This window comes from Ornatilinea apprima, assembly GCF_001306115.1.
GTDB classification, from domain to species: domain Bacteria; phylum Chloroflexota; class Anaerolineae; order Anaerolineales; family Anaerolineaceae; genus Ornatilinea; species Ornatilinea apprima.
On the sequence record NZ_LGCL01000041.1, the window covers coordinates 21,518 to 34,042 of the forward strand.

The following is a 12,525-nucleotide window of genomic DNA, read 5'->3' on the forward strand; positions in this document are numbered from 1 at the left end:
GGTTTACCTCCCCTGCTCTTGCGGCTGAGAAAAATCTAAACGCGCGTCAGAAACCGCCCCCAGCACGGCCATCAGCGCCGGGTAATCATCGCGCAGCAACGTAATCAATTCCCGCGCGGCTGCGCCCGCCCAGGCAGGGTCTCCACAGGCCGCGTGCGCCGCCGAGACCTGGCGCAGGTGCGCCGCCAGCAGCTCACCGGTGGGCAGGTCGGCAGCCCGCAGCACATGGCGAAAATAGCCAAAGCGGCCGGCGCGGGTAAAAGCGCACATCTCAGCCGGCTGGCACAGGTAGATGCTGTCCAGGCTGAGCGGCGGGCGCGGCGGCAGCAGATGAAAAATCTCCCCTCCCTGCACATACCCAATGAACAGCACGCTCATCTCCACCGGCATATTGCGGTTTTCGCGGTTGTCCTTGCGCACCTCTTCCGAGATCTCGCGCGCGGTTACCAGCTGCCGCACCAGGCCGTCATCATCAATATGAATGTCATAAATCAGTCCATAGACGGCATCCCCCTCCGCACCCGGCAGGGGAACGCGCACCATGCCGCCGAAGACCGGCGCTTCCAGCTGGTTCACCCGGCAGCCCACCACGCAGCCCGTGGTGCCGGAGCGCAGCAGCAAACCGATTTGAATTTTTTCGTTCATCATGAGTACCTCGTCCGCTTTCCTGTGATATCTTTGGCAAACTGCTTGCGCGACACTTCACCAGCCGGCAGGCCGCGGCGGATCAACTCTCCAGCCAGCAGCTCTTCCACCTGGCGGCGCTCTTCGTAGGTGACCACCGCGATCTCATGCGCGCGGTGCAGAATATAGGGATAAGGCTGGCTGCCCATGATCTGCGCCTGCTCCACCAGCACCGCCTGCAGCTGGTCAATCATCTCTGCGTTCTCTTCCACCCACGCCGGAATTTCCACCCGCGCCAGCCAGGGGCGGCCGGTCTGCCCGACATTCAGGTAGAAAAAGCGCAGCCCCAGCCTGCCGGGGAACAAACCTGCCGAAGGGGATTGAATGCCAAAAATGGCCGAGCGCTCTCCCGGCTGCAGCAGATCGCGCAGCAGGGCCGCGTCGCTCACCCCCTGCAGCGGCCGCAGTTTTCCCGCCTCTTTCAGTTCGCCCGCGCCGAGCAGGCTCAATTCCAGCAGGCGCACCAGCAAATCGCTGCCCGGTTTGTCTACATACCCGGCCGCGCAGATGCCGCTCGCGCACATACGCCGCAAAGCCTGCAAGTAATCATTAAACAAGCGCTTCAGGTCAGGCCGCGAGTTGATATCCCGCACAAACGGCTCCAGCGGCCCATCGGTCAGGGTAAACACCGGCGCGGGCTCGCGTTCCGCCAGGTCGGCCAGGTAGGTTCGCTCGCGTGAGTCGCGCATCAACTGCACCACATCCTCGCCAATCACCCCCTCCGGGGTGTAGACCACATCGTAGCCCAGCAGGCGCGTCTCCACCGCCTGTTGAGGTGTCTCACCGCTGCCCACATGCATCACTAGCGAGCCGATATTCACCACCCCGAACAGAACCGGCGCGTGCCGATCGGGAATAATTTGCGATCCGTCCGCCGCCAAAACGGTGGCCGGGGCAGAGCGCGGCGCTACAGTGTGTCGCATGAGCAGGTTTTCATCCCCTGGGATCGCGCAGCGCAAAAAGGGATTCATTGCCGCCGCCTGGCGCACCTGCTCGCGCAGCTGTTCGGCCTGGTGTTGGACTTCTTGCAGGATATGCAAGGCCTGTTCGCGGTGCTGGCGAATACGCTCTTCACGCTCCACGGCCTGTTCGCCCATCTGGTGAATTTGCTGGCTTAATTGTTGAAAGTCAAGCGGCATAGCCCCTTCCTTCCACCCTCTTGATCCTGGTATTGGTTTTCAATCCTCCCCCTTTCTCTGCTTTATTATAGAACATTTGTTTATTAAAGTATACCATAAACGCAGAAAACAAAAATCTGGCGAAGGGATTGGCTTCGCCAGATCACTTGTCAGCTTCGCACAGGCTTAAGGCATACCCGCCGCGAAATCGGTGAATTCCATCTTCACCGGCCCCACGTTGTAAGACATGCCGCCAAAGCCGACCATGCCGCTGGTTAGATTATCGTCCGTAACAATGGTCTTGTTATAAATTTGCTCAACCCCATTGATGTACGGGCGAATTTCATTTCCTTCGCAGGAAAGGCCAATAGTATTTACTCGATAGCCATTGACAATGTCAATCGAATTGATGCGATCAATTGTTTTGATCAGGCGCTCGTACGGGTTTTTCCCCTGTTCCTTCAGCCGGTAGTTGTAGAAATACATCATCCACGAACCGGCATTTTGGCCCACCGTCGTAACCCGCAGTTCATACCAGCCCGCTTCGCTGGCCCGGCATATCACCGCGATGCCGTTCATTGCGGAGCCAGTCATCGTTTCGGCGGTGACTTCCGCATATACATCGTCATACTCAATCCCTTCCAGGCGCACATAGGAGTAAGTCTCGGCCTTCGGCAGATCTAGCACAATTTTGTTGTCATAGAAGGTTGTGAAGTTTTTCGATGCATCCCCGGCAACCACCCATGAGACCCACTGCGCCTCTGGCTCCGCTGGAGGAATTTCCGTTGGTGCCACAGCTGGCACCTCAGTAGGCTGCTCCATGGGAGCAATCGTCGGTTCAACAAGCGTAGGAACCAATGTAAAGGTGGGGGCAATGGTCGGCTGCTCTTGCACCACCACCATAGTAGGCGCAATCTGGGTCGCGCTCGGTTTGGGAGTCCCGCCCAAGTTGCAGGCCATAGCCATCAGCGCCAGAATCGCGACAAAATAGAGCATCTTCTTCATTCTTCACCTCATCAAGAAATCGGCATAACAATGGATTGAGATTAATCCTCGATTAGATTTTACTATATTCACACTGGCAGCAATTGTCAATCAAACAATTTCTGGCATACCGGCAGCAAATCTGCCCCGCTTTTTCTACTTATGATGCAATAAAAACTCCCTCCTGGCGCGTCCGCGGGCGCCGGGAGGGAGCACGGGGTGAGCTCTGAAGAGACCACTTACCCCGCTTGCGTCCTCAAGCAAAACGGCTACGGCTGCGTGTATGAAAAATAATCAAACATCATATAAGTCGGCGTGAGATTATACGACATGGCCCCTACGCCCACCAGGCCTTCCCCCGTCAGCGTGCCGTCTTGCACGCTTGAGACCTGCTGGCCGTTGACCTCCAGCACCAGGTCGCTGCCCTTGCACAGAATGCGCACAATGTTTTCTTTCGAGGGCGAGATCGCCTGCGACCCGCCTTTGGCCAGCAGAATATAAGGGTTCTTGCCTTCATCCCGCCGCGACACATCATAGCGGAAGATGGAATACTTCGTATCGCTCCCCAGGCGGAACTCGTACCACGCGCTCAAATCGGACGCCGCGCGGCAAATCAGCGCCACACCATTCACAGTGTGATTTCCCCCCGCCTGGTATTTGGTTTCCACCAGCACATCTTCCGGCGTCATACTCTCGTAGAACTCGTACAGATAAGTTTCCTCATCCATTAAGGAAAAGGTCATGTTCCCATTTTTTAATTCCACGGCAGACTTCTCCCGCCCGGGCAGCGCCTTTGTGGTCACAAAAAATGGCAGCGACCAATCATCCGTAGCCGCGTCAAAGGGATCGTACGCTTCTTTCACCGTGGATTTATCTTCAATCACCACCACGGGTGTTGGTTCACTGGGGCCAACACCGGAGATTTCTGAGGTAGGCAGCAAAATAGTAGGCTCTTCCTGCGCTTCCACCGGCCCCTCAGCCTGTTTCGGCAGCGCGCCGCACGCTAAACTGGCAAGAATCAACATCAAAACAGGGAAAAGATTTGCCCTTTTCATGGTTAACACCTTTCGTATTTCAATCGTTCGTGAAAAAATAATGGATGGTCGCGGCTGGGTAGAGAAAAAATCCAATGGCCTCCCGGCAGCCAAACCGCAGGTTTGTTCGCCTGTCTACTTACAGGTTAAACAGGCTCCCCTACGCTGTCAAAGCAACCGCCTTTACAAAAATGTAAGGTCTGGCATGTGCTCCCCCACCCGGCAGCAAAAAAACAGAGAATGCTGCGCGCGAGCTGCGCTCCACACTCTCTGCCCGTGATTATTCATCCCTCATCGAAGCGACAAGGGGTGCGCTTTCATCGAATTGGTCTAAAGAATGTTATTCCAGGAACGGATCATAAGCCGGGTTGGTGCCAGACCAACGGCAGGCAGTCTGCTCCTTTTCATTGCAGATCATACCGTGATTGCAGCGCAGCCCAACCCGCCGGGGGGGCGTTTCCGGCATCCAACTGGCAGGGAAGACCATGTGAGCTTCCAGGCTCACCTTGCAGCCCGCCCGATCACAGTACCGCGATTTGATTTTTACCCAAGCCTCATAAGCCATATAGATCCCTCTTTCTCACAAATAAAGACTCAACCCTACTATCCAGCATAGCGAAATGAATCTGATAATTTTAGTGATTTTTGTTCTGAATCTGGCTTACAAATCACACCTGCGCCCACTCTACGGGTCGGGCAGCAGCGTCAGTCATTCTTCGTCAGTCGCCTGGGGGGCTTGCTTTTCAGGCTGCAGCTGGGCGGCCGGCGCTTCGTTAAAAGTAGCCTCGATCACATTGCTCTCGGCTGGCGGCTGCACTGCGCTGGGCGGCAGGCGGCGCAGTTGACTCATATGCTCTTCCACCACTTCGGGAGGGCAAAACTCAATAAACAAATACATCCCCAGGCCTAAAATGGCGGCGTCATCCAGGGGAATAATTGGCGCGAAGTCAAATGGCACCACCAGGTACACCAGGCTGAGAGCGGGGATCAATTTCAAAAACGGATTCACACGCTTATCGGCCATCAGGCGCATAAAAAGCTTCACCCGCAAAACAAATTCTTTCAGCCATCCCTGGTCACCAGGAATAATTCCTCGAGGGTTCAAACTCATGGGCCACCTCCTTTTTTTATTATACCTGAACCTGTCCTCTGTTTTTGCCTGTAACCGTTATACGAAATCCCCACCGGGAAGTCTCATTTTCCCACCGAAATTGCCCATCTTCTGTCAATTTGACCCCATAACGGATATTTGTAGATCGGGTTAATGACAGTTGACACTATAACGCGCAATGCCGCTCATAGATAATGGAAGTGTCCAGATCGTTTACTTTGGACACTTGGCTGTTAACCCTAAACCAGGAGGAATAAATGCCCGCTAAGGGACGAATTGTGGTTCGGGAAGATTTTTGCAAGGCCTGTGGGCTGTGTGTTGAAAACTGCCCGCAAGGTGTGATCGGTCTCTCCGCAGACCGCCTAAACGCGAAAGGCTACCACCCGGCCGAATTAATCGCGGCAGGGTGTACCGGCTGCGGTATTTGCGCGACTGTGTGTCCAGAAGCCGCCATTGAAGTCTACCGCGAACTACAGCATGCCGATAAAACCGCCAGTTAGGAGAACGGTATGGCCAAAGAATTACTCAAAGGGAATGTAGCGTTTGCAGAAGCCGCCATCCGCGCCGGGCTGCAGGCCTATTTTGGTTACCCCATCACCCCGCAAACCGAAGCGTTGGAGTGGATGTCGCAGCGCATGCCCGAATTAGGCCGCGCTTTTGTGCAGGCCGAAAGCGAGTTAGGCGCGATTAATATGGTCTACGGTGCTGCCTGTACCGGCGCGCGGGTGATGACTTCCTCTTCCAGCCCTGGCATCAGCCTGATGATGGAAGGCATTTCTTACATCGCCGGCACCGAGGTTCCCGCAGTCATCGTTGACGTGGCCCGCGGCGGGCCAGGCTTGGGCAATATCGCCCCCGCCCAGGGAGATTACAATCAGATCGTCCACGGCGGCGGGCACGGCGATTACTACCCCATTGTGCTCGCCCCGGCCAACGTACAGGAACTCATCGACCAGACCGCGCTGGCCTTCGACCTGGCGGAAAAATACCGCTCGGTGGTCTTCATTCTCATTGACGGCGTTTTGGGACAGATGATGGAACCCGCCGAGCTGCCCCCCATGCGCCCCGTGCGCCAAACCGTTCCAGACTGGGCCGTGCACGGCGTCCCCGGGCGCGGAAAACATATCTTAAACTCTTTGTACATCAACCCGCCAGACCAGGAAGAAGTGGATATTCGCCTGTTGAAACGCTGGATGGAGATCAAAGCCAACGAAGTCCGCTACAAAACATACTTCACAGAAGACGCTGAATACCTCTTGGTCGGCTTTGGCACCTCTGGGCGCGTTGCTCTTTCGGCGGTGCGCGCCGCCCGCGCCAAAGGCATTAAAGTGGGCCTCATGCGTCCGATCACCCTGGCGCCCTACCCCGAAAAAGAACTGGAAGAACTCAGCCAGCGCATGAAAGGCATTCTGGTAGTGGAAATGAACAACGGCCAGATGCTGGATGATGTGCTGCGCATCACCAAGGGCCGCGTGCCGGTCGAATTTTACGGACGGCCCGGCGGCATAGTGCCTTTGCCCGATGAAGTACTGGCCGACATCGAACGGCTTACCTCCAGTCAATTCAGCCTGGATGGCGATCCGCGCGAGCGTTGGTTAGCCCGCATGCAGCTTTGAGTCGAACAGGCAAAAAAGGGAGACAAAATGAGCTTACTAGAAAAAGAAACCGCCGTTTACGAGCGTCCCAAATCGCTGGTTGATGGCCTCACCCATTACTGCCCTGGCTGCACCCATGGAGTGGCGCACCGCCTGGTTGCCGAAGTAATTGATGAAATGGGCGTGCGTGAGACCACCATCGGCGTCGCACCGGTTGGCTGCGCTGTGTTTGCCTACAACTATTTCGATTTCGACTTCGTCGAAGCCGCTCACGGCCGCGCCCCGGCGATGGCCACCGGCATCAAACGCGTGCTTCCCGACCGCATGGTATGGACCTATCAGGGAGACGGCGACCTGGCTTCGATTGGCACAGCAGAGATTGTGGCCGCCGCCGCCCGCGGCGAAAACATCACTGTCATCTTCATCAACAACGCCAATTACGGCATGACCGGCGGCCAAATGGCCCCCACCACCCTGCCCGGCCAGGTAACCTCGTCCTCCCCAAGCGGCCGCGACGTGGAAATGGCAGGGTATCCAATCCGCGTCTCAGAAATGCTCTCGAAACTGGAAGGCGCCAGCTACGTTGTCCGGCGCAGCCTGCACGATCCCAAAAACATCCGTCAAGCCAAAAAAGCCATTCGCACCGCTTTTGAAGTGCAGCGCAACGGGTTGGGCTTCGCCATGGTGGAGCTGCTCTCCAGCTGTCCCACCAACTGGGGCATGAAGCCCGTGGATGCCTTACGCTGGATTGAAACCAACATGGTGCCGTTCTATCCACTGGGAGACTACAAGGTCAACCCCATGGTCAACGAGATGAAATTCTAAGAGAGGGAAACCAACATGCAAACCGAGATCATCATATCGGGGTTTGGCGGGCAGGGCGCCCTGTTTGCCGGGCAGCTCATGGCCTACTCCGCCATGGATAACCAGTTGGAAGTAACCTGGTTTCCTTCTTACGGGCCAGAAATGCGCGGCGGAACCGCCAGCTGCACCGTCATCATCTCTGATGAAGAAATTGGCGCGCCGGTGGTGGGCATGCCCACCGCGGTGATCGCCATGAACCTGCCCTCATTGGATAAATACGAGCCGCAGGTCAAACCGGGCGGGCTGCTGGTGGTGAACGCTTCCATGGTCAACCGCCAGGCCCTTCGCACAGATATCCGCAGCGCCCACATCCCCGCCAATGAAATTGCCGAGCGCATTGGTGACCGGCGCCTGACCAACATGGTTTTACTGGGCAGCTTGCTGGCCAACCTGAACGTGTTGGATTTGAAAACTGTTGAAGCTTCCCTCAGAGTGCACACCCCCGAACGCCATCAGCGTCTGGTGCCGTTGAACATTCAAGCCCTGGAAGAAGGCGCCACCTACCTGGCCGCATGAAGTACCAACTAATCGCGAGGGCCGCCCCAACCAGGCGGCCTTTTTTTCTATTCACTCCCCCATAAACCCGATCAGCCCATCCATTTGATTACGGCCAGTTTTGACCTACAATAATAAATGATTGTCCCCTTTTTCCTCTCTGGCGGTGTTAATTAAGCAAACCCACAAGCGAGAGAGGCAGTGATTACCCAATCCGCGATGCAAAAAACAACCACATCAAAACGCAGCTGGTCAGACACTGAATTTGAAGCCGTGTTCTGCGCTCAATGGGAGCGTGTTTACCGGCTCGCCCTGCATCTCACCGGCTGCCCGGACGACGCCGAAGACCTGTCGCTGGAGACCTTCTGTCGGCTCTGGTCGCAGCCACCCGAAAAGATTGACAACCCGGTGGGCTGGCTGCTGCGCGTCGCCGCCAACCTGGGGTACAACGCCCTCCGCTCCGCGCGCCGGCGAAATCAATACGAACAGCAGGCAGGCATTCAATATTGGGAAAACACCCAATCCGAAAATCCTGACCAGGCAGCCATCGCGGCTGCGAACCGGCTGAGGGTTCGGCAGGCATTGGCCAAACTGCCGGCCCAACAGGCCCGCCTGCTGGCGCTGCGTTACAGTGGAGCCAGTTACCAGGAAATTGCCCATGCTCTCAACCTGTCTCCGGCTTCTGTGGGCAAATTACTCAACCGGGCAGAGAAACAATTCTGCCAGGTCTATGGCCAGGGAGAGTGAAATGCACGTAAATGATGATACCTTACGCGCGCTGCTCGACGGTGAGCTTGATCTATCTCAGGCGGAAGAAATTCACGCCCATATCCAATCGTGCGCCGAATGTTCCCGCCACATGGCGGTCATCCAACAGCGCATGCAGACGGTGCGGGCCGCTTTCTCCACCATGGAATCCGCTGCCACGCAAAAACCTCTTTCACCCACAGCGGCCCTCTCCCTATTCGCCTCCAGAAAAAAGGAGAAATTTCCCATGTCCATCTTTAACATCAAACGCCCGGTTTGGGCGGCGCTGGTTGCCGTGTTAGCCCTGGTGATTGCGTTCACCTTCCCCCCAGTTCAAGCCCTGGCAAGAGACTTTCTGGCTCTCTTCCGCGTGGAAAAGGTCGAAACCATGACCCTCGACACCCTCAATGTGGAGGAGCTTTCCCGCAATCAAAACCTGTTCAACGCCCTCTCCCAGCTCTTCGCTGAATCCACCACCGTCACTTATGGTAACCCGGATGAATACGTCGAAGTGAGCGGCGAAGCGCAGGCCGAAGAAATTCTCGATTTTGATGTGCGCATGCCCGGCGCGACTTTCCCGCCGGACCAAATGCGCGCGAACACCGGCTTTGCGGCAGAAATCATCATCGATCGCGAACGCGCCCAGCAGGTAATGGACCAGATCAGCGCCAATGAAGTGATGCTCCCCGAGAATATCGACGGAGCGGAAATTGAAGTGAGCAGTGTGGGCGTGCTGCGTATGAAATACGGCACTTGCCCGGAGGAAGACGCAGAACAGACCGATTGGCAAAAAGAATGCATGATCTTCTCGCAAGCCCCCAGCCCGGTCGTTTCCACGCCCCCCGATCTCAATCTGCAGGAACTGATCAAAACCGGTTTACTGACGTTGGGCGTCAGCCCCGAAGAGGCCGCCGCGTTCAGCCAATCCAGCGATTGGACCACCACCCTCACTATTCCGCTGCCCAAAGGCAAAATGCAGCACCGCGAAGTTGAGGTGGATGGCGTTACCGGCTCCATGTTCGAGCACCCCTCTTACGGCGACCCGGATGAACCGCGCGGATACACCCTGGTTTGGGTAAAGAACGGCATCGTCTACACCATTGCGGGAGCCAATACCGAAACCAAAGCGATTGAGCTGGCCAACAGTCTGGCGCAATAGTCCAACAAAATGTAGAGGGGCTGGGTTCCCCGGCCTCTCTACAGGAATCAAACCCCATGACCCATTCTTACACCATTGAAACCTTCGCGTTGTGCAAAGAATACGGCAGTACCGTGGCCGTCAAAGGCCTCTCACTCGGCGTGCGCCAGGGTGAAATTTTTGGTTTTCTCGGCCCTAACGGGGCGGGCAAAACCACCTCCATCAAAATGTTGCTGGGACTCACCGCCCCCACCTCCGGCAGCGCCAAGCTTTTCAACCAGCCGCTCGGAAGCGATGAGAACCGCGCCAGAGTCGGCTTTTTACCCGAGCATTTTCGCTTTCCCACCTGGCTTACCGGGCAGGAATTTCTGCAGTTCAGCGGGCAATTATGTAAAATCAAGCGGGCCACTCTGGAGAAAAATATGGCCTGCTGGCTGGATCGCGTTGGCCTGTCCGAGTTCCAGCACGCCCAACTCCGCACCTATTCCAAAGGCATGCTGCAGCGCATCGGCCTGGCCCAGGCCCTTGTCCACGATCCGCAGCTCGTCTTTCTGGACGAACCCACCTCCGGCCTCGACCCGGTCGGGCGGCGCATGGTGCGAGACATCATGGCCGATCTAAGAGAGCAAGGGAAAACCGTGTTCCTCAACTCCCACCTGCTCAGTGAAGTCGAAATCATCTGCGACCGGGTCGCCTTCATCAAACACGGCGAAGTGCTGCGCATTGAAACCATGAGCGAGCTTAACCAGGGCGCTGCCCGCGTTCAAATCCAGGCGCAGGGCTGCAATGCCGAAGTGCTGGCCGGTCTGAGTCGGCGCTGCCAGGTTCTCGCTGCCCAAGATTCGCACCTTACCCTTTCCGTGGCAGACCTGGAAACCCTGCCGGAGATCAACCGCTATCTGTTAGAAAACGGCGTGCGGGTCTATTCCATCACCCCCGAAAAAATATCCCTGGAAGACCTGTTCCTCCAAATTGTGGGAACAGACGGAGGTTTGTAATGGCTGCCTGGACCATCACAAAAATGACGCTGCTGGAAGCCAATCGCCGGAAGTTAATCCAGGTGGGCCTGCTGCTCGGTTTTTCTCTACTGGCTATTCACGCCGCCGGTTTTGGCTTGATCCAATCGCAAATCAATCGCACCGATGGCGGTTTCAGTAGTTTGATTGGCAAAACAGAGTTCTACAACTTCCTGACGATGTCCGGTTTTTACGCAGTCAATTTTCTGACCATGATGCTGGTCGCACTTTCCGCCTCCAACGCCCTCTCTGGAGAAATCGCTTCCGGCTCCATCCAGACGATGGCCGCCAAACCCATTCCCCGCCGCGACATTTACGTAGGCAAATGGCTGGGCATGGCCATTTTAGGCAGCGCCTACCTGCTGCTGATGGTGGGCGGCATGAGCCTGAGCGTCTGGCTGCAGACCCAATATTTACCCCCCAATTTACTAAAAGGCCTGCTGCTGATGGAATTAAACATGCTGCTGGTTGAAACCGTGGCAATTGCCGCCAGCAGCGCCCTCTCTTCGCTGGCTTCCGGCGCGCTGACCTTTGGCTTGTACGGCATCAGCTTTGTGGGCAGTTGGATTGAGCAAATCAGCTCCTACATGCAGCTTCAATCTGGCGTCGACCTGGGCATCATCACCAGTCTCATCTTTCCCGGCGAAGCCATCTGGCGGCGCGCCACTTACCTCATGTCCACCAGCCTGATCCGCATGGTCGGCGGGCCGTTCATTTCCAACTCCACCCCCAGCCCGGCCATGACCCTGTACGCGCTGTTCTTTCTGGCGGCTTTCTTTGCCCTGGGCTGGCGCATTTTCAACCGGCGCGACCTGTAAGCGGGTTCAACCCGGCCCTTTCACGAAAACCTATTCGGACAGTAGATCGAGCGGGAATCTTCCCGCTCTTTTTGATTCCTCACGGCGCGGATACTATGTTATGATTAACCTATCGAAACAGTCGACGCGCCAGAAAGAAGGCGCGGGGAGAAACATAATGAGTGTGAAACATGCCATTTTGGGCCTATTAAGCTGGCAGCCGTTATCGGGTTATGATTTGAAAAAAATATTTTCGGACTCCACCGCCTTCTATTGGTCAGGCAACAACAACCAGGTCTACCGCACCCTGCTGGAATTGTATGACGAAGGCCTGGTGAGCCGGGAAATCATCCAGCAGGAAAATCTGCCTGCCAAAAAGATTTACACCATCAGCGAAAAGGGACGCCAGGAACTGCGACAGTGGATCACGGTTAACCCAGAGCTGCCCGTTCTGCGCAACTCCTTCCTCATCCAGCTTGCCTGGGCAGACCAGCTCACCCCGCCCGAACTGGAAAACCTGCTGGCAAGTTACGAAGAAGAAATCCACACCCAGTGGTTGATTCACAACCAGAGTTCCCCACAGCTCTCGCCAGAGCAGGCGCGCAGCCCGCGCGAAGCCCTGCTGTGGTCAGCCATTCACCAGAATCAATTGCGTTTCTATCAAACCGAATGGGATTGGGTCAAACATCTGCGTGTAAGCCTGGCCGAAATTCAATCGTAACCCCGACGGGGCAAAAAAAAACCGCCGCGAAAGCGGCAGTTCTCAATGCGGGGATTAATCTCCGCGTAGAGGGAGCAATTGGGCTCCCCGAGTGGGCGCGGAGGGGCTCGAACCCCCGACCTCATGTGTGTGATACATGCGCTCTAACCAACTGAGCTACGCGCCCGAAGTGAGGTCATTATAGCAAAGCCCTCCAATTTCCGCAAGGATTTTAAGGAAGG

Annotated in this window: 15 protein-coding genes and 1 tRNA gene; 9 read left to right on the plus strand and 7 right to left on the minus strand. The window is 56.2% G+C overall.

The features are described 5' to 3' along the window. Window positions 1-3: 3 nt before the first annotated feature. From ADN00_RS16990 to ADN00_RS17015, 6 genes are all read right to left on the minus strand, one after another. Window positions 4-648 carry a hypothetical protein gene (locus tag ADN00_RS16990; protein ID WP_075064212.1) on the minus strand — a complete coding sequence of 215 codons (645 nt, stop codon included), beginning with the start codon at window positions 646-648 and terminating at the stop codon, window positions 4-6. Continuing rightward, on the minus strand, window positions 645-1,823 hold the full coding sequence (locus ADN00_RS16995) for a DNA double-strand break repair nuclease NurA (protein WP_075064213.1): 1,179 nt from the start codon (window positions 1,821-1,823) through the stop codon (window positions 645-647). The genes ADN00_RS16990 and ADN00_RS16995 overlap by 4 nt, the downstream gene beginning before the upstream one ends. A 165-nt stretch (window positions 1,824-1,988) precedes the next feature. Beyond that, a complete protein-coding gene (locus ADN00_RS17000; RefSeq protein ID WP_075064214.1) occupies window positions 1,989-2,807 on the minus strand; it encodes a hypothetical protein in 819 nt (272 codons plus the stop codon). Between the two features lie 248 nt (window positions 2,808-3,055). Continuing rightward, window positions 3,056-3,841, minus strand: a complete 786-nt coding sequence (locus ADN00_RS17005; RefSeq protein WP_152966405.1) for a hypothetical protein — start codon at window positions 3,839-3,841, stop codon at window positions 3,056-3,058. 319 nt (window positions 3,842-4,160) lie between these two features. Then, complete coding sequence (locus ADN00_RS17010; protein ID WP_075064216.1) at window positions 4,161-4,385, minus strand: hypothetical protein; 225 nt, start codon at window positions 4,383-4,385, stop codon at window positions 4,161-4,163. A 144-nt stretch (window positions 4,386-4,529) separates the two neighbouring features. Then, complete coding sequence (locus ADN00_RS17015) at window positions 4,530-4,931, minus strand: YkvA family protein (RefSeq protein WP_075064217.1); 402 nt, start codon at window positions 4,929-4,931, stop codon at window positions 4,530-4,532. 257 nt (window positions 4,932-5,188) lie between these two features. Here ADN00_RS17015 and ADN00_RS17020 point away from each other — a divergent pair, with 257 nt between their 5' ends. The 9 genes from ADN00_RS17020 to ADN00_RS17060 all read left to right on the plus strand — a co-directional run bounded on the left by ADN00_RS17020 (window position 5,189) and on the right by ADN00_RS17060 (window position 12,304). Continuing rightward, complete coding sequence (locus ADN00_RS17020) at window positions 5,189-5,431, plus strand: 4Fe-4S binding protein (protein WP_075064218.1); 243 nt, start codon at window positions 5,189-5,191, stop codon at window positions 5,429-5,431. Between the two features lie 9 nt (window positions 5,432-5,440). Continuing rightward, complete coding sequence (gene vorB / locus ADN00_RS17025; RefSeq protein WP_075064219.1) at window positions 5,441-6,547, plus strand: 3-methyl-2-oxobutanoate dehydrogenase subunit VorB; 1,107 nt, start codon at window positions 5,441-5,443, stop codon at window positions 6,545-6,547. 27 nt (window positions 6,548-6,574) lie between these two features. Then, window positions 6,575-7,351 carry a thiamine pyrophosphate-dependent enzyme gene (locus ADN00_RS17030; protein WP_075064220.1) on the plus strand — a complete coding sequence of 259 codons (777 nt, stop codon included), beginning with the start codon at window positions 6,575-6,577 and terminating at the stop codon, window positions 7,349-7,351. 15 nt (window positions 7,352-7,366) lie between these two features. Continuing rightward, window positions 7,367-7,906: a 2-oxoacid:acceptor oxidoreductase family protein gene (locus tag ADN00_RS17035; RefSeq protein ID WP_075064221.1), complete on the plus strand. Its 540-nt coding sequence runs from the start codon at window positions 7,367-7,369 to the stop codon at window positions 7,904-7,906. Between the two features lie 180 nt (window positions 7,907-8,086). Then, window positions 8,087-8,632: a sigma-70 family RNA polymerase sigma factor gene (locus tag ADN00_RS17040; protein WP_152966406.1), complete on the plus strand. Its 546-nt coding sequence runs from the start codon at window positions 8,087-8,089 to the stop codon at window positions 8,630-8,632. 1 nt (window position 8,633) lies between these two features. Next, window positions 8,634-9,791, plus strand: a complete 1,158-nt coding sequence (locus ADN00_RS17045) for an anti-sigma factor family protein (RefSeq protein ID WP_075064222.1) — start codon at window positions 8,634-8,636, stop codon at window positions 9,789-9,791. A 56-nt stretch (window positions 9,792-9,847) separates the two neighbouring features. Next, window positions 9,848-10,768 carry an ABC transporter ATP-binding protein gene (locus ADN00_RS17050; protein ID WP_075064223.1) on the plus strand — a complete coding sequence of 307 codons (921 nt, stop codon included), beginning with the start codon at window positions 9,848-9,850 and terminating at the stop codon, window positions 10,766-10,768. After that, a complete protein-coding gene (locus tag ADN00_RS17055; RefSeq protein ID WP_075064224.1) occupies window positions 10,768-11,604 on the plus strand; it encodes an ABC transporter permease in 837 nt (278 codons plus the stop codon). Before ADN00_RS17050 ends, ADN00_RS17055 begins: the two co-directional genes overlap by 1 nt. 157 nt (window positions 11,605-11,761) lie before the next feature. Beyond that, entirely contained in the window at window positions 11,762-12,304 is a 543-nt protein-coding gene (locus tag ADN00_RS17060; protein WP_075064225.1) for a PadR family transcriptional regulator, read from the plus strand. Window positions 12,305-12,396: 92 nt separating this feature from the next. On the opposite strand, the gene ADN00_RS17065 is transcribed toward ADN00_RS17060, so the two are convergent. After that, window positions 12,397-12,470 (minus strand) — tRNA-Val (locus ADN00_RS17065). Window positions 12,471-12,525 lie beyond the last annotated feature (55 nt).

Excerpts from the sequence above, each read along its gene's own strand:
- ADN00_RS17010 (WP_075064216.1), bottom strand. The coding sequence starts at position 4,385 with ATGGCTTATGAGGCTTGGGTAAAAATCAAATCGCGGTACTGTGATCGG.
- ADN00_RS17015 (WP_075064217.1), bottom strand. The coding sequence starts at position 4,931 with ATGAGTTTGAACCCTCGAGGAATTATTCCTGGTGACCAGGGATGGCTG.
- ADN00_RS17060 (WP_075064225.1), top strand. The coding sequence starts at position 11,762 with ATGAGTGTGAAACATGCCATTTTGGGCCTATTAAGCTGGCAGCCGTTA.
- ADN00_RS17050 (WP_075064223.1), top strand. The coding sequence starts at position 9,848 with ATGACCCATTCTTACACCATTGAAACCTTCGCGTTGTGCAAAGAATAC.
- ADN00_RS16995 (WP_075064213.1), bottom strand. The coding sequence starts at position 1,823 with ATGCCGCTTGACTTTCAACAATTAAGCCAGCAAATTCACCAGATGGGC.
- ADN00_RS17005 (WP_152966405.1), bottom strand. The coding sequence starts at position 3,841 with ATGAAAAGGGCAAATCTTTTCCCTGTTTTGATGTTGATTCTTGCCAGT.
- ADN00_RS17030 (WP_075064220.1), top strand. The coding sequence starts at position 6,575 with ATGAGCTTACTAGAAAAAGAAACCGCCGTTTACGAGCGTCCCAAATCG.
- ADN00_RS17045 (WP_075064222.1), top strand. The coding sequence starts at position 8,634 with ATGCACGTAAATGATGATACCTTACGCGCGCTGCTCGACGGTGAGCTT.
- ADN00_RS16990 (WP_075064212.1), bottom strand. The coding sequence starts at position 648 with ATGATGAACGAAAAAATTCAAATCGGTTTGCTGCTGCGCTCCGGCACC.
- ADN00_RS17020 (WP_075064218.1), top strand. The coding sequence starts at position 5,189 with ATGCCCGCTAAGGGACGAATTGTGGTTCGGGAAGATTTTTGCAAGGCC.
- ADN00_RS17000 (WP_075064214.1), bottom strand. The coding sequence starts at position 2,807 with ATGAAGAAGATGCTCTATTTTGTCGCGATTCTGGCGCTGATGGCTATG.
- vorB (WP_075064219.1), top strand. The coding sequence starts at position 5,441 with ATGGCCAAAGAATTACTCAAAGGGAATGTAGCGTTTGCAGAAGCCGCC.
- ADN00_RS17035 (WP_075064221.1), top strand. The coding sequence starts at position 7,367 with ATGCAAACCGAGATCATCATATCGGGGTTTGGCGGGCAGGGCGCCCTG.
- ADN00_RS17055 (WP_075064224.1), top strand. The coding sequence starts at position 10,768 with ATGGCTGCCTGGACCATCACAAAAATGACGCTGCTGGAAGCCAATCGC.